Annotated in this window: 24 protein-coding genes; 12 read left to right on the top strand and 12 right to left on the bottom strand. The window is 35.1% G+C overall.

The genetic code is table 11. The features are described from left to right. Positions 1-795, bottom strand: coding sequence for an FkbM family methyltransferase (locus BBH99_RS17565; RefSeq protein WP_066698717.1), 795 nt, complete (start codon positions 793-795; stop codon positions 1-3). A 319-nt stretch (positions 796-1,114) separates the two neighbouring features. Then, positions 1,115-1,783 carry a DUF2461 domain-containing protein gene (locus BBH99_RS17560; RefSeq protein ID WP_066698715.1) on the bottom strand — a complete coding sequence of 223 codons (669 nt, stop codon included), beginning with the start codon at positions 1,781-1,783 and terminating at the stop codon, positions 1,115-1,117. Positions 1,784-2,138: 355 nt separating this feature from the next. Between BBH99_RS17560 and BBH99_RS17555 the strand changes: the two genes are divergently transcribed. The 8 genes from BBH99_RS17555 to BBH99_RS17520 all read left to right on the top strand — a co-directional run bounded on the left by BBH99_RS17555 (position 2,139) and on the right by BBH99_RS17520 (position 10,319). Next, entirely contained in the window at positions 2,139-3,827 is a 1,689-nt protein-coding gene (locus BBH99_RS17555; protein WP_066698713.1) for a DEAD/DEAH box helicase, read from the top strand. A 151-nt stretch (positions 3,828-3,978) separates the two neighbouring features. Beyond that, positions 3,979-4,617 (top strand): DUF47 domain-containing protein, encoded by a 639-nt coding sequence (locus BBH99_RS17550; RefSeq protein ID WP_066698712.1) that lies wholly within the window; start codon positions 3,979-3,981, stop codon positions 4,615-4,617. A 23-nt stretch (positions 4,618-4,640) separates the two neighbouring features. After that, a complete protein-coding gene (locus BBH99_RS17545) occupies positions 4,641-5,783 on the top strand; it encodes an inorganic phosphate transporter (RefSeq protein ID WP_066698710.1) in 1,143 nt (380 codons plus the stop codon). Positions 5,784-5,886: 103 nt separating this feature from the next. Continuing rightward, a complete protein-coding gene (locus tag BBH99_RS17540) occupies positions 5,887-6,858 on the top strand; it encodes a polyprenyl synthetase family protein (RefSeq protein ID WP_066698708.1) in 972 nt (323 codons plus the stop codon). A 74-nt stretch (positions 6,859-6,932) separates the two neighbouring features. Next, the gene (locus BBH99_RS17535) at positions 6,933-7,886 is read left to right on the top strand and encodes a GSCFA domain-containing protein (RefSeq protein WP_066698706.1); all 954 of its coding nucleotides are present in this window, start codon (positions 6,933-6,935) and stop codon (positions 7,884-7,886) included. After that, positions 7,883-8,404, top strand: a complete 522-nt coding sequence (locus tag BBH99_RS17530; protein WP_066698697.1) for a DUF4269 domain-containing protein — start codon at positions 7,883-7,885, stop codon at positions 8,402-8,404. Before BBH99_RS17535 ends, BBH99_RS17530 begins: the two co-directional genes overlap by 4 nt. Before the next feature lie 5 nt (positions 8,405-8,409). Continuing rightward, positions 8,410-9,177 (top strand): TatD family hydrolase, encoded by a 768-nt coding sequence (locus tag BBH99_RS17525; RefSeq protein ID WP_066698694.1) that lies wholly within the window; start codon positions 8,410-8,412, stop codon positions 9,175-9,177. A gap of 5 nt (positions 9,178-9,182) precedes the next feature. After that, positions 9,183-10,319, top strand: coding sequence for a hypothetical protein (locus tag BBH99_RS17520; RefSeq protein WP_066698691.1), 1,137 nt, complete (start codon positions 9,183-9,185; stop codon positions 10,317-10,319). A 31-nt stretch (positions 10,320-10,350) separates the two neighbouring features. On the opposite strand, the gene BBH99_RS17515 is transcribed toward BBH99_RS17520, so the two are convergent. The 5 genes from BBH99_RS17515 to BBH99_RS17495 all read right to left on the bottom strand — a co-directional run bounded on the left by BBH99_RS17515 (position 10,351) and on the right by BBH99_RS17495 (position 15,101). Beyond that, positions 10,351-11,664: a DEAD/DEAH box helicase gene (locus BBH99_RS17515; protein WP_066698758.1), complete on the bottom strand. Its 1,314-nt coding sequence runs from the start codon at positions 11,662-11,664 to the stop codon at positions 10,351-10,353. A gap of 107 nt (positions 11,665-11,771) precedes the next feature. After that, positions 11,772-12,803 carry a DUF6438 domain-containing protein gene (locus BBH99_RS17510; protein WP_066698689.1) on the bottom strand — a complete coding sequence of 344 codons (1,032 nt, stop codon included), beginning with the start codon at positions 12,801-12,803 and terminating at the stop codon, positions 11,772-11,774. Continuing rightward, the gene (gene obgE / locus BBH99_RS17505) at positions 12,796-13,779 is read right to left on the bottom strand and encodes a GTPase ObgE (protein WP_066698687.1); all 984 of its coding nucleotides are present in this window, start codon (positions 13,777-13,779) and stop codon (positions 12,796-12,798) included. Before obgE ends, BBH99_RS17510 begins: the two co-directional genes overlap by 8 nt. Positions 13,780-13,843: 64 nt before the next feature. Beyond that, positions 13,844-14,422: an adenylate kinase gene (locus BBH99_RS17500; RefSeq protein WP_066698685.1), complete on the bottom strand. Its 579-nt coding sequence runs from the start codon at positions 14,420-14,422 to the stop codon at positions 13,844-13,846. A 124-nt stretch (positions 14,423-14,546) separates the two neighbouring features. Further along, positions 14,547-15,101: a phosphoribosyltransferase gene (locus BBH99_RS17495; RefSeq protein WP_066698683.1), complete on the bottom strand. Its 555-nt coding sequence runs from the start codon at positions 15,099-15,101 to the stop codon at positions 14,547-14,549. Positions 15,102-15,297: 196 nt separating this feature from the next. Between BBH99_RS17495 and BBH99_RS17490 the strand changes: the two genes are divergently transcribed. Beyond that, positions 15,298-16,887, top strand: coding sequence for an ABC-F family ATP-binding cassette domain-containing protein (locus BBH99_RS17490; protein WP_066698675.1), 1,590 nt, complete (start codon positions 15,298-15,300; stop codon positions 16,885-16,887). A gap of 231 nt (positions 16,888-17,118) precedes the next feature. Here BBH99_RS17490 and BBH99_RS17485 read toward each other — a convergent pair whose 3' ends face one another. The 5 genes from BBH99_RS17485 to BBH99_RS17465 all read right to left on the bottom strand — a co-directional run bounded on the left by BBH99_RS17485 (position 17,119) and on the right by BBH99_RS17465 (position 20,494). Then, the gene (locus tag BBH99_RS17485) at positions 17,119-17,637 is read right to left on the bottom strand and encodes a HEAT repeat domain-containing protein (protein ID WP_066698673.1); all 519 of its coding nucleotides are present in this window, start codon (positions 17,635-17,637) and stop codon (positions 17,119-17,121) included. A 10-nt stretch (positions 17,638-17,647) separates the two neighbouring features. Continuing rightward, complete coding sequence (locus BBH99_RS17480; RefSeq protein WP_066698671.1) at positions 17,648-17,911, bottom strand: zinc ribbon domain-containing protein; 264 nt, start codon at positions 17,909-17,911, stop codon at positions 17,648-17,650. A gap of 197 nt (positions 17,912-18,108) precedes the next feature. Then, positions 18,109-18,789, bottom strand: a complete 681-nt coding sequence (locus BBH99_RS17475) for a helix-turn-helix transcriptional regulator (RefSeq protein ID WP_066698669.1) — start codon at positions 18,787-18,789, stop codon at positions 18,109-18,111. A gap of 233 nt (positions 18,790-19,022) precedes the next feature. Beyond that, positions 19,023-19,955 carry an alpha/beta fold hydrolase gene (locus tag BBH99_RS17470; RefSeq protein WP_066698667.1) on the bottom strand — a complete coding sequence of 311 codons (933 nt, stop codon included), beginning with the start codon at positions 19,953-19,955 and terminating at the stop codon, positions 19,023-19,025. 20 nt (positions 19,956-19,975) lie between these two features. Beyond that, positions 19,976-20,494 carry a hypothetical protein gene (locus tag BBH99_RS17465; RefSeq protein ID WP_123873208.1) on the bottom strand — a complete coding sequence of 173 codons (519 nt, stop codon included), beginning with the start codon at positions 20,492-20,494 and terminating at the stop codon, positions 19,976-19,978. Between the two features lie 249 nt (positions 20,495-20,743). Here BBH99_RS17465 and BBH99_RS17460 point away from each other — a divergent pair, with 249 nt between their 5' ends. The 3 genes from BBH99_RS17460 to BBH99_RS17445 all read left to right on the top strand — a co-directional run bounded on the left by BBH99_RS17460 (position 20,744) and on the right by BBH99_RS17445 (position 24,438). Beyond that, a complete protein-coding gene (locus tag BBH99_RS17460; protein ID WP_066698662.1) occupies positions 20,744-22,030 on the top strand; it encodes an adenylosuccinate synthase in 1,287 nt (428 codons plus the stop codon). A 622-nt stretch (positions 22,031-22,652) separates the two neighbouring features. Beyond that, a complete protein-coding gene (locus tag BBH99_RS17450) occupies positions 22,653-23,501 on the top strand; it encodes a hypothetical protein (protein WP_083188868.1) in 849 nt (282 codons plus the stop codon). Positions 23,502-23,664: 163 nt separating this feature from the next. Continuing rightward, complete coding sequence (locus BBH99_RS17445) at positions 23,665-24,438, top strand: ParA family protein (protein ID WP_066698655.1); 774 nt, start codon at positions 23,665-23,667, stop codon at positions 24,436-24,438. Positions 24,439-24,479: the final 41 nt, after the last annotated feature.

Genomic DNA, 24,479 nt, shown 5'->3' with positions numbered 1-24,479 from the left:
TTAAGGGTTTTTAGGTATAAAAATAATATTGTTGATGTACTGAGTTTTATTTTTTTCGTCGTTTGTATTTTGTAAAAGAATGTTTTCCGTAAGCGTTTCCAGCGTAAAGCTGTTTCTGTTCAGATACTTTACTTCATATCCCCAGCTTTGAACTTCAGAAATTTCATTCCAGATTGGTGTTTGGTGATGCCTTTGCTCCATTTCAACCATTAAAGTTGGCATAAACTGTTTAATGGTTTCTTTAGCTCCTGAAAGAGTCTTTATTTCATTACCTTCAACATCTATTTTGATAAAATCCAGTCTGTTGAAGTGTTCCAGAGCAGCCCATTCGTCCAGCTTAATAACCTTTACTTTCTCAGTATAGCTTTTCTCTTCGCCTTTTTCTTTGTAAGCAGTGTTTAAGGTTCCACGGGAAGCAATAGTTTTTCCGTTGATGATAGGAACTTTGAATTCCGCAATTGTATTTTCATCAGAAAGAGCCAAAGGAAGTATTCTCATGCTTGGGAACAGCCTTTTCAGCCTGGTATAAAGCTTTTTGTTAGGTTCAAAAGCATAAATATGTTCATGATCCAGCTTGTTTTCCAATTGATAAAGGAAAGTTCCTACATTGGCACCAATATCCAGTATTACAGCACTTTTTGGAAGGTATTCTTTGATCCATACCAGTTCCGGTTCTACATTGCGCTCCGAAAAATTATCTTTATTAAGATTGTTTAAGGTCTTAAAGTATCTTTTTTTATAAAAATCCGGACTTATATATTGTAGTTTTTCTGCAATTTTTTGGTATAAAGACATCCTTAGCTTTTTGACGAACAGCAAAGATAAGCAAAAAAGTAAAACTTATCTTAAAAAATGTTAAATATAATAATTTGATTTTCAAGTGATAATATGAGTGGCTGGTTTTGTAATAACCTGAACTGTAATATATTTTGTTTGTCACAAAGACGCGCTCTATAAGAATCATTCTTGAATAGTAAGAGGTTTTATAAAAATATCAACTGGAGATTTACACTGTTTTTCCCGGATATTTTTTGAATTATGTACCAAGAAATATGCAGAATCATCTGTGAAGATCCGTGTTATCTGCGATTAAATAATGAAACTCCTACAATATTTAGTCTTGAAAAGGGGTATTCAGAAAATCATTAAACGGCTTCATCAGTTTAAATATTTTACTCATGTTTTTTACTGCATTTTTATCCAGAACTTCTTCGTCTTTCAAATGATACAATACAATGAAATTTTTATACTTTAAATATTCGGCCATAGGATCTTCCTTATCAAAACCCTGAGGAATCTTTTTCAGTTTATCATCCTGATCCAGTTCCGGAAAATGTTTTTTAAAGTCTTTTTGATTCAATATTTTAAGGAAATCTTCGCCATATAAAGATATTTCTTTTCGTACTTCTTTTAAAACAGAAGATTCAGGCATGTAAATTCCACCTGCCAGAAAAGATTTACCGGGTTCTATATGAAGATAATACCCACCTTGTTGGTTTCCTTTTCCCATTCCCAGAGAAGCTCCAAAGTTGGTTTTGTAAGGTGATTTATCTTTTGAAAACCGGGTGTCGCGGTAAATTCTGAATAATGCCTTTTTACTGTCAATTTTAATAAGCTCTTCATCAAAACCAGACATCTCTTTGATGAGATCATCTAAAAAATCAATAACATTTCCCTGGGCTTCAGTATAAAGGCTTTTATTCTCGTTGAACCACTCGCGGTTGTTATTTTTATTTAATTTTTTTAGAAAATCAAATGTTTTGGAAGAAATATTTGCTGACATATTGTACTTGGTGTTTTATTTTTATCTGTTGCAGGTATTTTATCACTTATCTTATATTTCACCGCCCCGAAATTTGTAGCTTTATTCTCTGCAACGATATTCAAATTTACATAAAAAACATGTTTTATTGTTTTGTTTTTGAAAATTTATAAATAATGCATAAAAAATTAATCCAATTTAATAAACAAAAGTAATGGTTGATAAGTCTTTAATTTATGGCACTTTTTTTTAGATTAAATTTTTCAAATATTAAAAAAGTATTACAAGATTCTGAATTTAAGATTGCATATTTAAAACTTTGTTCAAAAACAAGTCAAATATTTATTGTATCTTTGCAAAAATTTTAAAATAGTTAATGAATTTATTTACGGAAACCAGTTTAAGTCCTGATATTCTTAAGGCAATTGGCGAACTGGGCTACGAAAGCCCAACAGAAATCCAAAAACAGACTATCCCTTTTATTCTTTCAGATATTCGCGATTTGATCGCACTTGCGCAGACAGGGACAGGCAAAACAGCAGCATTTTCGCTTCCGATTTTGGATATGATTGACGATACGAGTCGCAAAATCCAATTATTGGTGCTTTGTCCGACACGGGAATTATGTCTTCAGATTTCTAAAGACATAAAGAATTACTCTAAATACATGAACATCAAAACTACTGCGGTTTATGGTGGAAGTAGTATTGTAGAGCAAATGAGATCTTTAAAAGAGAAACCACAGATTATTGTGGGAACGCCAGGTAGGGTTATTGACCTTATCAACAGAAAAGCATTAGATTTTTCTGCGATTCATTGGTTAGTACTAGACGAGGCTGATGAAATGCTTTCAATGGGATTCAAGGATGAATTGGAAACCATTCTAAGCGAAACTCCGGAAACTAAACAAACTTTCCTATTCTCGGCTACGATGAATAAAGAAGTGGAAAGAATTTCCAAAAACTATCTTACAAAGCCACACCGTATTTCAGTAGGTTCTATCAACGAAGTGAAGAAGAACATTACTCACGAATATTATGTGGTAGGATATCGTCAGAAAAAAGAAGCATTAAAAAGATTAATTGATGCTAACCCTAACCAGTATTCCATCATTTTCTGCAGAACAAGAATGGAAACTCAGGAGGTTGCAGATTTCTTAATGCAGAACGGTTATGCAGCTGATGCCCTTCACGGAGACCTTTCTCAGGCGCAGAGAGATACGGTAATGAAGAAATTCAGATTGAAAAACATTGATATCCTTGTAGCAACAGACGTTGCAGCAAGAGGACTGGATGTAAACTCTCTGACTCACGTTATTCACTTCTCTTTACCTGATGATCCTGAAGTATTCGTTCACAGAAGTGGAAGAACAGGTAGAGCTGGTAAAGATGGTATTTCTATGGCTTTAATTAAGCCTGAAGAAAGCAGAAAGTTGAAGCAAATCAAATCTGCTACTAAAATTGAAATCCACGAAAGAACCATTCCTACAGGTGACCAGATTATCAAAGCTCAGGTTGGAGGTGTTTTCGAAAAACTATTCACAGAGCACGAAGATCTTTTTGAATTTGATGACAGCTTAATCCCGGATTTAAGCAACTTCACAAAAGAAGAATTGGTACACCAGTTGTTACAGTTCCAGTTGAAAGATCTTGCTTTATATTACAAAGACAAACACGATCTTGTTGAGCAGAAATTAAGCAGCAGAGATGATGATTACTCAAGAAGAGACCGTGGACGTGACAGAGATAGAGACAGAGGACGTGACAGAGACCGCGGAAGAGACAGAGACCGTGGTGGAAAACCAAGAAGAAAAGATGAAAACATGGTAAGATTCTTCTTCAACCTTGGTAAAAAAGACCACTTGAAGAAACTTGATGTTTTAGATATTATCAACAAAGCTACTGCTGGTGGAAAGACCAAAAAAAGAGCTGAAATCGGAGATATTGAGATTCTTGAGAAATTCTCTTTCTTTGAAGTTGAAAAATCTTTCAAAGACAATGTTTTAAGTAACATTCAATCGATGAAATTTAAAGGAAAAGATATGAGAGCTGAAGTAGCTAACTAATCTCTTTTTATACCATATAAAACCGACAGTAATGTCGGTTTTTTTATTTGGTAATCAGTATGTAAGCGAATGTTAACAAAACTTAATGTTATATAGTTTCAGGTACAATCCTTTTTTAAGAAATTTGCACACGAATTATAAATACTAAAAAATGGGAATTGGTAATATTTTCCACGCTTTTCAACCAAAAGATAAAATCTTCTTTGTACTTTTTGAGAAGGTAACTGAAAACCTAGTTGCAATGTCTGAAGAATTCAACGCTGGAATCAAGGATTTCGATCTTAATGACGATTCAATGCTGAAAAAAATGAGTGATTTCGAACATAAGAATGACGAGCTTACTCACGAAATCTTCGTAGAACTAGGGAAAAACTTCATTACTCCTTTTGACCGTGAGGATATTCACACATTAGCAACAGGATTAGATGATATCGCTGACTATATCTACGCTTCTACAAAATATATCTTCTTATATAAATCTCCTGAGATGAAAGCTTATTCAGATTTCTCTCTATTGATTCACAAAGCATGTCTTGAAATCCAGAATGCCATGAAAAACCTTAAAGGGTTCAAGAACATGGAGCAGGTGAAAGAAGCTTGTATTAAAGTAAACTCTATTGAGAATATTGCAGATGATCTGCTTTCTAACTCAATGGTAGATTTATTTGAAACTAATGATGCGATTAACATTATTAAAGTTTCATCGGTATTGAACTATCTTGAAATCGTAACAGATAAAGCAGAAGATGTTGCCAATACAATTGAGAACATCATGATTAAATACGCCTAAAAGATAATAATACATAGCAAAAAATGGAATTTCCGATTTTACTTGTAGTTATTATTGCGTTGGCGTTAATCTTTGATTATATCAATGGTTTCCATGATGCGGCCAACTCGATTGCAACTATCGTATCTACAAAAGTTTTAACTCCATTCCAGGCTGTACTTTGGGCAGCACTTTGGAACTTTGCAGCTTTCTTTATTGCTGCTTATATTATTGGAGAATTCAAAATTGGTAATACAATTGCCAAAACAGTTAACGAGAATTTTATCACGCTTGAAGTTATATTTTCCGGTTTGGTGGCAGCCATTGCCTGGAACCTGTTAACATGGTGGTTTGGAATTCCTTCCTCATCATCACATACCCTGATTGGAGGATTCCTGGGAGCTGCTTTAATGCACGCTTTTATGATGGATTACCATGATGTGGCAGCAGCACAGCCAGGACTTGGGTTCTGGGGAACGGCTAAAGAAGCTTTAAACCAGGTTACCCACCAGAGTGTTGTAAAGTTTGATAAAGTAATTCCTATTTTCCTGTTCATTTTCATGGCCCCGATCATAGGGATGATTATCTCGGTTATCATTACACTGATTATTATACACCTTTATAAAAGATCAAATCCACACAAAGCAGACCAGTCTTTCAAAAGACTTCAGCTGGCTTCTTCAGCTTTATTCAGCTTAGGGCATGGTTTGAATGATGCTCAGAAAGTAATGGGGATCATTGGAGCAGCAGTAATCTACTATCACGTTAATATGCTTCAGGATGTACAGTATTTAGAAGTTCCTTCTGCTGAACGTTTTGATTACTTTGCACAGCATTATATCTGGGTTCCTTTAGTATCCTTTATTGCGATTGCATTAGGAACAATGAGTGGCGGTTGGAAGATCATTAAAACAATGGGAACTAAGATCACTAAAGTAACCTCATTGGAAGGAGTAAGTGCAGAAACTGCAGGAGCGATTACTTTATTTATAACAGACCATTTCGGTATTCCTGTATCTACGACACACACGATTACAGGTTCTATTATCGGGGTAGGATTAACAAAAAGAATTTCAGCGGTAAGATGGGGTATTACAGTAAGCTTACTTTGGGCTTGGGTATTAACCATTCCAATCTCAGCTTTAGTAGCTGGTATCACTTACCTGATTGTAACTTTCTTTTCTTAAGATAAAAAATCACAATTATCATATAAACTTTGTCCGTTTGGGCAAAGTTTTTTGTTTTATAAAGCCCCGAAAAATCGTATTTTTGTTCAAATTATAAGATTTTATGGAATTTTTAGACAGATACCAGCAGATTGTTGGGGACGCCATCAATAAGTACACTTTTAAAGATAAGCCTACGGAGCTGTATGAGCCGATGAACTATATTATTTCCCACGGTGGAAAACGTCTTCGTCCCATTATGGTGCTGATGGCTTGTGATCTGTTTGGAGGAGATCTGAAGCAGGCTATAAAACCGGCTTTGGCAATCGAATTTTTCCATAACTTCACCCTGATCCATGATGATATTATGGATGAGGCGCCTTTAAGAAGAAACAAGCCTACGATCCACACTTTACATGGAATTAATGTGGGAATTCTTTCCGGAGACGGATTAATGCTTAAAGCCTATAAATTCTTTGAAGATCTTGAACCTGAAATCTTTAAGGCTTGTATCAGGATTTTTACCCATACAGGTCTTCTTTTATGCGAAGGACAACAGTATGATATCAATTTTGAGACTCAGGAAAATGTAACTTTTGATGATTACATCAGAATGATTACCTATAAAACCGGAGTATTGAGTGCTTCTTCTTTTGAGATCGGAGCTTTGATTGCAAGAGCTGATTTTAAAGACGCAAAAGCAATCTTTAACTTCGGAAAACACATTGGAATCGCATTCCAGATTATGGATGACTATCTTGACGTATTCGGAGATCAGGCCCAGTTTGGTAAAAAACATGCTGGAGATATTTATGAAAATAAAAAAACAGTTCTTTATTTGTTAGCAAGAGAACATGCTACAGAGGAAGAGAGAAAAGAACTGGATTACTGGTATTCTAAAAAGACAGACAATATCGATAAAATCTACGGGGTTGAAAAGATCTTCAGAAGAACCAAAGTAGATGAAAAAGCACTTCGTCTGATCGAAAAGCATAACGAAATTGGACAAAGCTATCTTCAGAAAATTGATATTCCTGAGGAGAAGAAAAAGCCATTCATTGAGCTGGCTAATTATTTATTAAGAAGAGAAAGCTAAATAAGGTTGCAGATGATAGGTCGTAGGTAGCAGAATTGCCTGCCACCTATTACCTGTCACCTAAAATCTACACAATGAAGTTCAGAACAGAAGTTGATATTCCAAAATCAGAGAAAAAAATAGAAATTGAAGACCGAATATTTTCAATCGGCTCCTGTTTTGCCTCTGAAATGACCGAATTGCTGAAAGATGGCCAGCTTCAGACCCTTAATAATCCTTTTGGGACGATCTTTAATCCTTTTTCTATCAATAATGCGGTAAAAAGGCTTCATGATTCGGAGTTTTATATAGAAGACGAACTCATTACTTATAATGAAGAATATATCTCATTAGATCATCACACAAGCTTTGATACAAGGTATATTCACCAGACATTAGATAAGATCAATGATAAAATAGAAGTCGGAAATGCCTTTCTTCAGGAAGCAGACTGGATTATTATTACTTATGGATCTTCTTTCATTTATGAGTTTCTTCCAAAGAAAAAATTGGTGGCCAACTGTCACAAGATTCCACAAAAATTCTTTGAAAAGAGGCTGTTATCACATCAGGAACTTACAGGTTCTATTTACAATACTATTTTAGAGCTTAAGGATATCTGTAAGGAAGGAGTTCAGATCTTATTTTCTGTTTCTCCGGTAAGGCATACCAAAGATGGAATGGTTGAGAATCAGCTAAGCAAGTCTAAGTTAATTACAGCTATTCACGAATCTATTTCTTTATTTGAAGACTGTCATTATCTGCCGGTTTATGAGATTTTAATGGATGATCTTAGAGATTACCGTTTCTACAAAGAAGATATGATTCATCCAAGCACTCAGGCTGTTAATTATATTTTTGATAAGTTTGGAGATTCTTATTTTTCAGATGAAACCAAAGAATTTATCAAAGAGAATTTTAAGATCATGAGAGCGCTGGAACATAAAACCAACGATGTAAAAGATCCTAAGTTTATTGAGTTCAGGGAAAAGCTGGATCAGAGAATAGAAAATCAACGGAAAAAAGTAAAGCACAGCATCTTCAAATGATTGATTTTACAAAGATTGACTACCTGAAACAAGGAAATGAAAGACAAAGAAGGGCATACGAAATTCTTACAAAACATCGTATTTTTGAAAAGCTGGAATATTATTCACCAATTTTAGCAGGAACTATTCCTATTGAAATTGATATAGAAGGAAGTGACCTTGACCTTATTTTTGAGGTAGACTTAAAATTTGAAGAAGATTTTTTAGATGATTTAATGTTTAGTAAGTTTATCCCATACGATGTAGAAGTGGAATATCCCATCGTAAACGGAGAAAAATGCATTACGTTAAATTTTATGCTCGAAGGATTTCCTATTGAAATTTTCGGACAGAATAAGCCCACAACTCAGCAGAATGCTTACCTTCACATGATTGCTGAACACAAAATATTACAGGAGAAAGGAGAAGAATTTAAACAGAAAATAATAGAGCTTAAAAAACAGGGTATCAAAACAGAACCGGCTTTCGGAATGCTGCTGGGGCTTGAAAATCCCTACGAAGATCTATTGAAATTGTAAATAAAATGATTGATACACATACCCATTTATACGCAGAAGAATTTGATGAAGATAGAAAAGAAGCGATCCAAAGAGCTTTAGATAAAGGAATCTCGGAATTTTATCTTCCTGCTATTGATTCGGAATCCCATGAAAAAATGCTGCAACTGGAAAAAGAATATCCGGGACAGGTTTTTTCAATGATGGGGCTTCACCCTTGCTATGTGAAACCGGAATCCTGGGAAAAAGAGCTGGAGCTTGTTAAGAATTATCTTGACCAAAGACATTTTCCTGCAATAGGAGAGATTGGAATTGACCTGTATTGGGATAAAACAACTTTAGATATTCAGGTAAAAGCTTTCGAGCAGCAGATTGATTGGGCTATAGAAAAAGACCTTCCGATTGTTATCCATACGAGAGAAAGCTTTGATGAAACTTTTGAAGTGTTAGAAAGAAAGAAACACCCAAAATTAAGAGGGATCTTCCATTGTTTTTCCGGAAACCTGGAACAGGCTCAGCATGCTATTGATCTGAATTTTATTTTAGGAATTGGTGGGGTAGTAACCTTTAAAAATGGCAAAATAGATCAGTTTTTGAGCGAAGTTCCTTTAGAGAAAATTGTTTTGGAAACAGATTCTCCTTACCTGGCTCCAGTTCCGCACAGAGGAAAAAGAAATGAAAGCTCATATCTTGATCTTGTAGCCGGAAAGCTGGTGGATATTTATGGTAAAGATTTTTCTGAAATAGACAGGATTACCACTGAAAATGCAAGGAAAATGTTCGTCAACAGTTGAGATATATGGAAAGACTATTAACCACAAAACTGAATAAACCAATTTCAGTTATTTTATTTATCCTCTATACAGCGATCAATCTTTCATTTCTTATAAAATATGGAGTAAGGCAGTCTGTCATACCGATTTATGTGTTGGTAGCAGTATTTATTATTGTTCATTTTTTAATTTTTAAATACAGCAGTAAGGTATTTTCAAAACTTGCAGAAAAGCCTTTTATGTTAAAGGTTTTTATTGTAGTTATTGCATTGGTCTATATTGGTTTGGCGCATATCCTTAAAGATCCTTATAAGCTCAATATCGACCGTTGGCAGACCATGGAGTATTCGCTCAGGCATTGGCTTCATGGTAAATACATCTATGATACGAAAAACTTTGTAGGTAATTATCCTTCTTATCTTCCGGGGCAGCTTCTTGTAGCTGTAATTTTCTTTTTCTTAGGAAATGTCGGGTATCTTCAGGTTGCAGCATTTCTTTTGTTTTGTTATGCCATTATCAAGGAATTTAAAAATGGAGAAGTGAAATGGACAGGGATATTTCTTTTTGCCATTTCATTATCTTATATTTATGAAGTAGTCTGCAAAAGCGATCTTATTTCTTCATTTATTATTGTTTCTGTGTTCATTCTCTATTGGCATAGGAAGTTTGAGAGAGATTATTTTAAAAATCCTTTTTTATTAGGACTTTTATTAGGCTTTATATGTCTTACAAGAAGCGTGGTTATTATTCCCCTGATCTTATTTCTAATGAAGCCTTTTTTAGCTAGTAAAATGAGCGATAAAGTGAAAGTAGGTACAGGTTTTATTATCACTTTTTCTATACTGCTTGCTACTGTATTGCTTCCTGCAAAAGATCTTGATTATATTTTAAAGTATAATCCATTACAGTTACAGGGGCAGGCGAATAAATATGTTACCTTATTTTTCCTCTTAGCTACTGTTATACTGGCTTTCTATGTAAAGAGGGTAGAACAGGTATTTTATTTTTCATCTGTGATTATTTTCGCTATGATGGGTGCCTATATTGTTGAAACAATTATGCGGGGCTGGACATTTGATTATATGAATGTTTCTTATCTTGCTACAGCTCTTCCATTTTGTATCATAGGATTTTGCTATACAAAACAAAAAAGTATACAGTAAAAAAATACCTCTCATTTTTGAGAGGTATTTTTTATTTCTTTCTGGTGAAGTTTTTATTCTTAGGCTTTTTAAATCCAGTAGAAGCTGTTTCAGAAGGTTTTGGCTTCTTTTTATTTCTATTATTGTTGGGCCTGGAATTATTATTTGGTTTATTAGGCCTTTCAGCACCTGCAGGAACTGGTTTATTATTAGAATCTCTTTTCTGGGCTACAAGATCATCTGTATGGAAAGGGTGATTTTTGATTACAGGAATCTTTTTTCCAATCAGCTTTTCTGTATTTTTCAGATTAAGAAGATCTAAGCCATCTACAAAAGAAATAGAAGTTCCTTCCGCTCCGGCTCTTCCGGTTCTCCCGATTCTGTGGACATAGGTTTCAGAAACATCAGACAATTCAAAATTGATGACAAATTTGAGTTCATCAATATCAATTCCTCTTGCTGCAATATCGGTTGCTACCAGAACTCTTGTTTTTCCGGATTTGAAATTATTAAGGGCATTTTGCCTCGCATTTTGAGATTTGTTTCCATGAATGGCTTCTGCAGAGATATTGTCTTTCTGAAGCTTTCTGGCAATTTTATCGGCACCGTGTTTTGTTCTGGCAAATACCAATACAGAATCCGAAATGTCATTTTGAAGAATGTGAGATAAAAGATTCAGTTTATTCTCCTTTTCTACAAAATAAACAGATTGTTTAATGGTGTCAGCAGTAGAAGATACTGGGGTAACTTCTACCTTTACAGGATTGTTCAGAATTGAATTAGCTAACTTTTGAATTTCTCCCGGCATTGTTGCAGAGAAGAATAAAGTTTGTCTTTTCTGTGGTAAAAGCTTAATGATTCTTTTAACATCATGTACAAATCCCATATCCAGCATTCTGTCTGCTTCATCTAGGACGAATATTTCAAGATTTTTTAAGCTGATAATGCCCTGCGCAATGAAGTCTAAAAGTCTTCCTGGAGTAGCCACCAAAATATCAACCCCTTTTTTTAGAGCAGCTTCCTGATTTCCTTGTTTAACTCCACCGAAAATAACAAGTTCTTTTAGCGGAAGATATTTACCGTAAGCATGAATATTTTCCTCAATCTGGATAGCCAGTTCTCTGGTAGGTGTAAGGATTAAGGCTTTAATATTTTTATTCGGTATTTTATTTTTAGATAGATTCTGTAGAATAGGTATAGCAAAAGCGGCTGTTTTTCCTGTTCCTGTCTGGGCGCAACCTAAAAAGTCTCTGCCTTGTAAAATTTCAGGAATAGATCTTTCCTGAATGGGAGTTGGTGTTGTATATCCCTGTTCCTGGATTGCCTTGGCAATAGGTTCTATTAAGTTTAAGTCTGTAAAATTCAAATGAATTATTTTAAAATTTAAATAAAAATTCCCTCTGTTTGAAAGAATTACATCCTGCAAAGGTACTCTAAATATTTTTAAGAATTTTATCAAGGAATTTCAAAGTATCATTCTACCTTTTTCCAGTCCTGATTAAATCTTAGATTAAACAAGATCTTATAAAGGTTTTTAAGCCCATAAGTTCCTGCCAACCCGTAATCATAAATCTTTTTTATCTTTCCAGTATTGTAGACAATCTTAAGAATAGAGGACGGATTATCAGTTGCGGATATTGAATAGCTGTTATTGAGTTTTGGAAAGTCAATATAATTCAATCTCTCTTCAATGACAGAAAAGTCTGGGGGGGGTATCCGGCTTTCAAAAACACCCTCATTTTTACCCTTATTTAAATTTCCAATTGCTTGAGCTGCTGCTTCTGGATTAGTATCATCTATGAAATTAAAAGCAAGTGCGGTAAATTTAGAAACCTTATTTTTATTGAGTTCTAATTTAAACATTGGGCAGGTTCCATAGCACGGTCCTGCTTCATAAAAAATCTGTTTAATAGAATATTTTTTGGGCAGGGGATTGTATTCTATGAAATCATCAAATTTATATGCCAGAATTTTAGATAACATTTTTTCAGGTGTATTAGAAAACATACTGTTATCTTCATAGTAGACTTTGATATAATCCATTCCATCAATTTTGATGACTTTTGGAATGGTAAAATCACGATGACGGCGCATCAGATCTTTAAGCACATATCCCGATGGTAAGTCGAAAATTACCTTAACACTGGTATTACAGGAAGTCTCTTTTTTTGAGTCCATAGAAGTTTGTACACAGCTTTTATCATCACCTACAAAAAGAAGATCAGTTTTGCCATCATGGTTAAAATCACCTTTGTAAAAACTTTTATTAACACCTAAGGCTTTTGCTTTTTTCTTAATTTTTGGAGAAATGATCGTGTTATCAAAATCCTTGATGGTTTTCAAGGTAAATTTAGAAAGAAAATCATCTTTACTTTTGGAACAAGACCTTATAAAAGACTCAACCTCGGGGATTGTCCCGAGGCTGTCTATTTTTGAAATATTACTTTGTGAGAAGTAATATTGATGAATTACAAAAAGTAAAACTGTAATTATTTTTCTATCCATGCAATTGTTTCCAGATAGCGTCCTTCAGCTCTACAAGACCTTCTCCGGTAACTCCTGAAAAGAATAAAGGCTGTTTGTTCTCCGGGAATTCAGCGGAAATTTCCTTTTTCAGTTCATCATCCAAAAGATCGGATTTTGAAACGGAAATAATGAAATCTTTATCTAAAAGCTCAGGATTATATTCCTTTAATTCATTTTCCAGAATTTTAAATTCCTGATAGTGATCTTCAGAATCTGCAGGAATTAAAAATAACAGGATAGAGTTTCTTTCAATATGTCTCAGGAATCTGTGTCCTAATCCTTTTCCTTCTGCTGCTCCTTCAATAATCCCTGGAATATCAGCCATTACAAATGATTTGTAATTTCTGTAATCCACGATACCAAGGTTAGGAGTCAGGGTGGTAAAGGCATAGTTGGCAATTTTAGGTTTTGCCGCAGAAACAGAAGCAAGAAGTGTAGATTTTCCAGCATTTGGAAATCCAACCAATCCTACATCGGCTAAAATTTTAAGCTCGAAGACCACATAGCCTTCCTGGCCATCCATTCCGGGTTGAGCATATCTTGGAGTCTGATTGGTAGAAGATTTGAAGAATTCGTTTCCTCTTCCTCCTTTTCCACCTTCCATCAAAATAACTTCCTGCTTGTCTTCAAGGATCTCACCGATAATTTCTCCTTCTTCATTTTTAGCGATCGTTCCGATGGGAACATCAATATAAATATCAGAACCATCAGCACCGGTAAGCTGGTTTTTTGCTCCGTTTTCACCACGCTCAGCTTTAATGTGGCGGGTGTATCGAAGCGGAAGTAAAGTCCATTCCTGGGCATTTCCCCTCATAATAACGTGGCCACCGCGACCTCCGTCACCTCCATCAGGACCACCTTTAGGAATATACTTTTCACGGCGAAGGTGGGCAGAACCAGCACCTCCGTGTCCGCTTTTACAATGGATCTTTACGTAATCTACAAAGTTAGACATATAGTATTTGTTACGAGTTGCGAGTTACGGGACGAAAATACGAATCCCGTATCCCGAACCTCGATTATTTAATTTTCTCTACCTCAGCAAAAAGTTTTTGAGCAATCTCATCAATTTCTCCTACACCGTTTACTTCAACATATTTACCCTGTTGTTTGTAAAGTTCGGCTACTTCTGCTGTTTTAGTATAATATTCTTTAATTCTGTTTTCGATGATCTCTACATTGCTGTCGTCTGATCTACCGCTGGTTTCTCCTCTTTTAAGAAGTCTTTCCACCAAAATTTTATCCTCTACAATTAATGAAAGACAGATGTCTATCTCATCATTAAGCTCTTCTTTAACGATTTTTTCCAAAGCTTCTGTTTGTGCAGTAGTTCTTGGATATCCATCAAAGATAAAACCATTGGTATCGGTAGGTTTTCTGATCTCATCAATCAGCATATCTGTTGTTACCTGATCCGGAACCAATTCTCCCTTATCGATGTAAGACTTAGCCAGTTTTCCAAGTTCAGTGTCGTTTTTCATGTTGTATCTGAAAAGATCACCTGTTGAAATCTGCTTTAGATTGAATTTCTCGATTAGATTCTGAGCTTGTGTTCCTTTTCCACTTCCTGGAGGGCCGAACAGAACAATGTTTATCATAATGTTGTTTCGCTTCCGGCAATTGGCAGCTGCTTCTTGCTTTTAGCTTTATTTAGTTAATATTTTACTTTATTTCGATTTAATATTTAAAGCTAAAAGCCAGTAGCTAATAGCTATAGGCATTCTAATGATTAATTTGTCCTTCTGCTAATTGGTACAAATTAGGTAGGTTTCTTCCCAATTCATCATAATCCAATCCATACCCAAGAACAAATTTATTTGGAATTTCTTTTCCAATATAATCCAGTTTGAAGTCCTTCTTGTAAACCTCAGGTTTTAATAAGAAACTTGCTAATTTTACAGATTTAGGACGTTGTGTTTCCTGGAAATATTTGAAAAGGCTTTCAACCGTATTTCCTGTATCAACGATGTCTTCTACAAGAATGATGTGACGGTCTTTCACATCTTTTGTAAGTTCCATTTTCTGGTAAACAATCCCTGTAGACTCAGTTCCTACGTAAGAACTCATTTGAAGGAAAGCGATTTCGCATTCCCCAGGATAATATTTTAAAAGATCTGAGAAGAACATGATAACCCCATTCAAAACACCAATGAAAACAGGAACTTCGTCTTTGTAATCTTCATAAATTCTTAATGCTGTCTCTTTTACAATTTCCTGAATTTCGGCATCCTTTAAATAAGGAACGAAAGTTTTGTCGTGAACTTTAATACTTTCCATAAAAAATTTTAGTAGGAGGCAAAGTTACGGATTTTTGATTTTTCATTAAAATCTTTTTGTGTTTAATCATGGATTTATCCTATATTTGTTCTTTCAAAACCCATAAATACAGACATGTAGGATATAATTTCTTTCAGATTCAATGAAACGGTAGCCAACGAGTTGCCGGTGTTTAACCTTTATTAAGAAAGAAATCATGATTTTACTGCAAAATATATCCTTTGGGTTTCCGGGAGGAGATCTCCTTTTTAATCATCTCAACTTAACAATACAATCGGGTACCCAATCAGCTTTAGTAGGAAGCAATGGCATGGGGAAATCAACCCTGCTGAAAATTATAGCAAACGAAATACAACCACTGGAAGGAACTGTAAATATCCAAGGTGAAATTTTCTATGTTCCCCAAATGTTCGGAAATTTTAATCATCTAACCATTGCAGAGTGCCTGAACATAGAGCAAAAGCTTTTAGCCCTCGAAAAAATTACCAGTGGAGAAGTGGATGAACACTATTTTGAAACACTCAATGACGACTGGGATATTGAAGAACGCTGTCAGAATGCATTACAATACTGGAATCTTCAGGATTTTGATTTAAACCAAAAGCTTGAAGGCTTAAGTGGCGGTCAAAAGACCAAAGTTTTTCTTGCGGGAATTCAGATCAACCAGCCTGATGTTATTATTTTGGACGAACCTACCAATCATCTGGATGTGGAAGGAAGAAAACTACTGTACGACCTTATTGAAAAGGTTAATGCTACCGTTGTGATCGTAAGTCACGACAGGACACTGCTTAATCTTGTAGATACAATTTTTGAATTAAGCAACCAGGGAATTACCACATACGGTGGAAACTATGATTTCTATGCAGAACAGAAAGAGATAGAAGAGGAAGCCTTACAGAATGATATCCATGCCAAGGAACGGGCTTTGAAAAAAGCAAAAGAGAAAGAACGGGAAACCATAGAACGTAAACAGAAGCTTGATGCCAGAGGGAAACAGAAACAGGAAAAATCCGGAGTAGCCAGAATTATGATGAATACCCTTCGGAATAATGCCGAAAAAAATACCTCAAAGCTGAAAAGTGTACATGCTGAAAAGATCAGTGGAATTTCAGGAGATTTAAGAAACTTACGATCTTCTGTAAGGAATTCTGATCAGATGAAGGTTAATTTCAACGATTCAGGGTTACATTCCGGGAAGATTTTAATTACCGCAGAGAATATTAACTTTAGTTACGGAGAAGAAAAGCTTTGGAAGGATAATCTCGATCTTGAAATAAGAAGTGGAGAGAGAATTTCTATTAAAGGGGGCAATGGGTCAGGAAAGACAACTCTTATCAAACTTCTGTTGGATAGCATAAAACCTTCTGTTGGAGACATCACCCGTGCTGAATTCAACAGCATTTATATAGACCAGGAGTATTCATTAATTAATAATGAACTGACGCTTTATGACTTTGTACAAACATTTAATGATAATGCATTACAGGAGTCAGAAGTGAAGACATTGCTTGCACGTTTTTTATTCAGTAAGGATACCTGGGATAAAAAATGTGAAGTTTTAAGTGGTGGGGAAAGACTGAGATTACTGCTATGTGGACTTTCTATCAGCAATAAAGCTCCGGATATGATAATCCTTGATGAACCAACCAATAATCTGGATTTGCAGAATGTGGAAATTCTTACTAATTCTATCAAAGATTATAAAGGAACACTGTTGGTGATCTCACATGATGAAGTTTTTCTTGAAGAAGTAGGAATTGGCAGAGAAGTGATACTGCAATAATTTATTTCCCGCAGATTACGCGGATTTCACAGATGCTTAAGTATGATTTTTTATCTGCTTGATCTGTAAAATCTGCGGGAGATAATATTGGATTTGGATTTAGAAATTCAATAGGAGTGGGCTTTAGCCCGCTTTGAAATAGATAATGAAATTCCATGGGCTTTAGCCCAAACCTAAAAAACAAATCCTGAAAATTACTTTCAGGATTTGCTATGCTTATATATTCAAAGGCTATTTCTTTGTTTTTTTAATTGCATCCAGGTAAATCTTCTTGATGCTGTTCTTTTCTTCTTTCTCACTGATATTTTCAAGCGCAGGAAGAAGAGTGTTATTATGTGGTGTTTTCAGTTTCAGAATTTCTCCCAATGCAAAAGCAGCACTCCAACGAACAACGGTTCCTTCGTGTTCCGTGTTTGCGATCAGGTTAGTGATGGCCAGCTCCAGATTTTCCGGAAATAGCTGAGCGGTATTACCAATCACTTTGGCACTTTCCCATTTTATTCTGGGAGCCTTCTCTGTAAGGGTATTGGTAACGAATGTGAACACCGTTTCGTCTGCCAGATTAGGATTTTGCTTGGTTGCATATTCGATAGCTTCTATGCAGGTTCCTTTTATCGGATCTTTTGCTTTTTCAGCAAAGGCGATCAGTTCGTCTGTTGGTAGGGAAGTATCAATGATCCATTGGCTGATGATCTCTGTTTTTTCCTTTGCTTTGGTAGCCTTGTCTTTAAAAAGTTCTTCTATAGTCATGGTGTTGATTTTAATTTTTCCAGCGTTCTAATTTAGGAATTCCTTTTGAAAATAAACCGGCCAGAAATCCTGGAAAGCCCATATCTTTCATTTTACCTTTTACAAACTCCTGCATATCTTTTGCTGTGATATCTGGCTGTTTAAACTGTCCTTTTTCATAGCAATAGCCACAATACATTGTACTGATAGAGCCGTCAGTATTGGTTCCACCGCCGTTAGGCGATTTTTTCAGAGGCATTCCGCAGCTCTGGCAATTTTTGTATACTTTGTCCATATTGTATTATATTTTGGACAAAGGTAAATGGGGCAACTGTCAACCTTATGTCAGTCTGTTTTTTTTATTTAAAAGTTAGGAAGCTGTGAGAGGGAAGATTAAGGATAGAGAAATAAAAAATCTAGTAACTAAAAGGATCTCCAGAAGTTATCTGTCTAATGGAAGCTTCCAGTATCCTTCTTCCTGTTTCCCTCCTTCTATGTCAAAGAATTAATATACTCTTCAAGGGTAAAATGCACCTCTTTTTTGAATGATAAGCCCGTATTCCTCAAATCCTGAATTTGTAAAACCTTAAAATCCCGGTACTCATTTCTTTTCCAGCACCAGGCAATCAGATGCCACTGGTTGGTATAAAAGCTCATCCCGATAGGTTCAATTTCCCTTTCGCTGGCTTCATTGGAATTGTTGAGATAACTTATTTTTAAAATCTGCTTATCAACAATAGCATTTTGTATGATGGTAAGGTAATCTTTACTATGATTAGTTTCGGGAGAAACATAGATGCCAATTTTTTTCTGTAAGAGATCAGCTTTTTCTTTTTCGGAATATCTCAGAACAGATTTTATTTTGTCTATTGCATTAGAAACATTCTTTTGTGCGGTTCTATCCGTATAACGTTCCGAAAGCTTAGCAATCATGATAAGGGCATTGGCTTCATCTGAGGTCAAAAGAACAGGAGGAAGAAAAAATCCCTGCAAAACTGTATATCCTTTCTGAGGTTCATAATCAATGGGAACCCCAATTTCTCCTAATGCTTTAATATCTCTGTAAACCGTTCTGATACTGATCTCATATTTATCAGCAATATAATCAGCCGTTACAAACTTTTTAGATTGTAAGGTGGTAAGCACGGAAATCAGTCGGTCAATTCTGTTCATTATTATTTTAAAACATGAGTTCCAAAAATATAAAATTATTGAATAGGTCATTGCGAGCAAAGCAATCTCTAATATATTGAACAGTCCTGTTTGGATATTTATCTGCTCAATTAGCTTCTGTCATTCCTGAATGAAGCAACGCGTAATGAAGAATCTCAACATAGAAAAGTACAGATAATGTGAAAGAAAAAGTATCCATAAAAATCTGCTTAGTCAGCAAAATCTGCGAGAGTTCATTTACAATATTTCAACATCCAATCATAAATCTCACTAAGAACCTGCCCCCTTATCTCCTCATTTAAAATCTCATGGCGCATTTCCGGATAGATTTTTGCATCCACATTCTGAAATCCATCACTTTTTAAATTATTGATGGTAAGTGTAACCCCTTTACTGAAATCACCAATCGGATCATTCTGCCCGTTTACAAACAGAAAAGGAAATGTTGGCGGAATAGAAACGGCCCAATTCCTTGAAGTTGCTCTTTTATAAACCGTAAACAAAGTATAAAAGGCATTATGAGTGAAAGGAATTCCGCACAGCTCATCCTGTTCAAAAGCTCTTCTATTCTTAGGATTAACGCTGAGCCAACTTGTATCCCCAAAGTCTTTATCCTTTTTAAATTTCTTATTGTTAACCTTAGTAAAAACAGAATTTAGAAAAGTACGATGATGAGGTGCGATCATATTAGCTAATGATAAGTAACCTCTTAATACATCAATTCCCGGTAAAGGTCCGCCAGTTCCGGTGATAATAGCTCCTGCAAATTTTTTACTTGCTTTTTGAAGAAGGCAGCGGGTAATAAATGATCCCATTGAATGCCCCAAAATAAAATGCGGAACATCCGGATATTGCGCTGCAAGATGATCTGCCATCATTTCAGCATCAGCAATCAATCTCTCATCCGGTTTATCAAGCTGGAAGAACCCAATATCGTTTTTATTTTTTACAGACTTCCCATGTCCTAAATGGTCATAGGTTATAACAGCAATTCCATGATTGGCAAAATATTCTGCTATTTCTGCATATCTTCCACTGTGTTCCTGCATGCCGTGAACGATGAGAAGAGTGGCTTTTGCTGTTTGTGGGGCAAATAAAGTGTAGAATAGCTTTGAGTTGTTGTTAAATTTAGAGGAAATGTATAAAGATTTTTGAGAAGTAGTCATAGGATCGTTTAAATGTTATGCTATTTTATTTTGATGTCAGGAAGTTTATAGGTTCTTACAGTTTCAATCAGTTTAGCAGTATTAGTTTTCAGGGCTTTGAAAAATTGATCGATATTTTCTTTATATCCCCTCTGGCTTATTGCAAAAAGTAAAAGTCCATTGTTTGTACTATTGGTAATGAGCTTGTAGCGGTACACATTTCTTTCTGCAATTAAGATTTCTTTTCCATCTTTTGAATTTTCACTAATAAGGAAGTCTAAAATGTATTCCCCATTATTTTCAAGAATTTGGTAATTAACAACCGGATTGATTTTTTTCATTGCTTCAAGTTCAGCTATTTTACGGTCAATAACTTCCTTAAGATTAAAATCCCCTTTTACAAAATCAATCAGGACCATACTGTTGTACTTATTAATGTTTTCCTTAGACTCTATATATTCTTGTTTAAAGTACATATCATTGGGATGTGAACTCCAGGCCAGATTATAAACTTTTTGTCCTAAGTTGATAGGACCTGATATGCCTAAATAGTCTTCCACTTTATTTTGGGCTTTTAAACAAAATATGGGAATTATGAGAAATAAAAACAGTATTTTAAATTTCATCTTTGTAAGTTTATGTTATAGTAAATATAGGTTATTTGGAATAAACATAAAAGCAAAACTTATCTTCCGAAACAATGTTTTATTCTTATGATTTTCACCCAATCCAAAAATAAATTCCCCTATAATTTGGCTGTCATTTTTTTTAAAAGTAATTTTGCATGAATCTAAAAACAAATGTAAAATATGTCAACTTATGTAGTTGTAGGTCTTCAGTACGGAGATGAAGGCAAAGGAAAAATCACGGATGTTTTATCAGCAAAATCGGACTATGTAGTACGCTTCCAGGGTGGAGACAACGCAGGTCATACAGTATATGTTGGTGATGAAAAATTCGTTCTACACCTTCTTCCTTCAGGAGTTCTTCAATGCAAAGGGAAATGTATCATTGCAAACGGAGTAGTGGTAAACCCTAAATCTTTTATTAAAGAAGTTGGTCAGATTGAAAGCAAAGGCTTGAAAACAGACCATATTTTTATCAGCAGAAGAGCGCATGTGATCATGCCTTACCACATCCTTTTGGATACTTACCGTGAAGAGGAGCACGGAGGAACTCAGATCGGAACAACCAAAAAAGGAATCGGACCTTGCTATGAAGATAAGATCGCAAGAGTCGGAATCAGAATGGTTGACCTATTAAACCCTGAGATTTTAAGAGAAAAAATTGAGAAGAACTTAAAAGTTAAGAATTCTCTTTTTGAAAAATATTACGGAAAACCAGCTTTAGATGTTGAAGAAATCTACAATGAATTCTTAGAGATCGGAAAACAGCTTCAGGATAGAATCGTGGATACGGAACTTGAACTGAATGAAGCTATTCACGAAGGAAAGAACGTGTTGTTTGAAGGAGCGCAGGCCTTAATGCTTGACATCGACTTCGGTACTTATCCATACGTTACTTCATCTTCTCCGTCTACAGGAGGAGTTTGTACAGGAGCAGGAGTACCACCAACTTCACTTCAGAACCTTATCGGGGTTGCAAAAGCATACTGTACAAGAGTAGGAAACGGCCCTTTCCCTTCTGAGTTAGACAACGAGTTAGGTGAGAAGATCAGACAAATCGGTGGTGAATTCGGAGCGACAACAGGAAGGCCAAGAAGAACAGGTTGGTTAGACCTTGTTTCTTTAAAGCACGCTTGTATGATCAACGGAATCAATAACCTTGTAATTACAAAACTTGACGTTCTTACAGGAATTGAAAATCTGAAAATCGTTACTCATTACAAAACAGAAGACGGAAAGATCATTGATTATTTCACTTCTTCAACTACAAAGCTGTATGATTATGAACCAATCTACCAGGATTTACCAGGTTGGGAGGAAGATATTACAAAAGCTAGAAGCTATGATGAACTTCCGGATAACGCTCAGAAGTACATTGAGTTTATCGAAAAATATTTAGGAATCAATGTATATCTGGTTTCTGTAGGTCCTGAAAGAAGTCAGAACATCATCAGAAAAGAATTATTCTAATATTCTTAAACTATATAAGAACAGAGAGGCTATCATTTGATAGTCTCTTTTTTTTGTTTGTTATCCATATCAAGGTTTTAAACTTTGATATGGGCTTATTGAAAATTCTTATATTTAAATCTTATATATAATCAAATGGAAAACAATAAATTACCTCAGGATAGTATGAGCAATATTATAATCAGCTTATATTTTACCATTGCCTATGCTGTTTTATTGTTTGTTTACTTAGGGCTACCCATAAATATTCACAGTAATTTTCTGCTGATACTATTTATTGTTTGTAGCTTGTTATTGAGTATGGCTGCTATTTATTTTGCTGGCAAAAGTTATAAGGATGTAAAGGTCAGTTCAGTGATTCTCATTGTGATTAATGTATTGGGACTATTAATACCATTGATAATGCTGTTGATGATTTTTACATAATTCAATACTTTGGTGGGTTTTAAGTGTATATTTTTAATATTTGAAATGTTAAAATTTAAACATTTTCATAAAATTTTATAATATTATGTTGTTTTGGTAAAATTATGGCAGAACTTTTGATATTGAAACATTGCTTATCGATAAGAACTAATAAAATTAATAATCACATTTTTTAACAGTTTAAATAGTAATAGTGATGAAACACCAGAATCAAAACCAGGAATTTCGTTTCAACGAAGTTCTTTTTGAGCACCGCAATAAAGAATACGGTGCCTATGTATTAAGAAACGAATCAGATAGAATACTAACCAAAGCACTTTTTATAGGAGTAAGCCTAATGGCAGCAGTTTCCATTACACCAGCTGTAATTTCTGCTTTTAAAACTCCGGATGTCGTAGAAAAGGGATGGGAACTTCCACCTCCAATGGTGATCCCTGATGAACCTGTTAATAACCCACCTGTGACAATTACTCCTGTAAAACCAGCAACTGCTCCAGATACAAAGACATTTGACAGCACAGTTCCAACACCATCAAGGAATGCTCAGGATAATGTAAAAAAAGATCCCGTTCCGGATGATGCTGTTGCAGGTTTTAAAGATCATTTTAAAGGAAATGTGGTAGAACCTAATACCCATGTTCCAACAACGCTGCCTGTAAGTTCTGGACCCGTAATCAATACGCCACCACCAACAATTCAGGAACCTGTTGATAAGAATAAAATTGCAGAAGCAGGAGAGCTTGGTGTAGAAGCCAATTTTAAAGGCGGAATAGATTCTTTCAGAAATAAAGTAATGAACAACTTCGATGGTTCAGGAGTTGAATCAGAAGATGTCGTAAAAACTATGGTTACATTCATTGTAGAAATGGATGGAACAATTTCAGGGGTAAAAGCTAACGGAACCAACGCCGATTTTAACAATGAGGCTATCAGAACAGTGAAGGCAATTTCAAGCAAAGGAACCTGGATTCCTGCCAAAAATAAAAAAGGTGAATTTGTAAGAAGTTACTTCAAGTTTCCAATCTCCATGAAGTTTGATAATTAATATCAAAAATCAATTTTTAATAGTTATCCACAAAGATTTTTTTTTGTGGATAATTTTTTTTATAGTTAAATTGCTTATTAACAATATTTTAACTCAATTTTGATTTTCCCCATCTATCGGGAGCAAAGAAAAAAGTGTATTTTTGAAACTTAAAGTTCTAATAATGGCAAAAATCATAGGTATTGCTAATCAAAAAGGTGGGGTAGGAAAAACTACCACTGCCGTAAACTTGGCAGCAGCATTAGGAGTATTGGAAAAAAAAATATTGATCATTGACGCTGACCCTCAGGCCAATGCTACATCTGGTTTGGGAGTAGAAGATGTTCAGTATTCCACATATAATCTACTGGAACATAGTGCAGATACAAGAGCTTGTATCAAAAGAACGGCAACGCCGAACCTGGATATCATTCCATCACATATTGACCTGGTAGCGGCAGAGATCGAATTGGTAGACAAAGAAGATCGTGAATATATGCTGAAAAAAGCTTTGGTCAGTGTAAGGGATGATTATGACTATATCATCATCGATTGTGCACCGAGTTTAGGTTTAATTACCGTAAATGCCCTTACGGCTGCAGACTCTGTGATTATTCCGATCCAGTGTGAGTATTTTGCATTAGAAGGACTTGGAAAACTTTTGAATACCGTTAAAAATGTTCAGAAGATCCATAATAAAGATCTTGGGATAGAAGGTCTTCTTCTTACCATGTATGACAGCAGATTAAGACTATCTAATCAGGTAGTGGAAGAAGTAAATCTTCATTTCCCTGAAATGGTTTTTGAAACCATCATCAGCAGAAATGTAAGATTGAGTGAAGCGCCAAGCTTCGGAGAAAGTATCCTGAACTATGATGCAGAAAGTAAAGGAGCAGTTCAGTACATTCAGTTAGCTGAAGAAGTTCTTTTAAAGAACGAAAACTTAGTAAAGAATTAAATTAATAATAAATGGCCACTGAGTGAATGCTAGCCATCACT

The organism is Chryseobacterium contaminans (assembly GCF_001684955.1).
GTDB classification, from domain to species: domain Bacteria; phylum Bacteroidota; class Bacteroidia; order Flavobacteriales; family Weeksellaceae; genus Chryseobacterium; species Chryseobacterium contaminans.
This window is presented reverse-complemented; position numbering and strand designations above follow the sequence as displayed.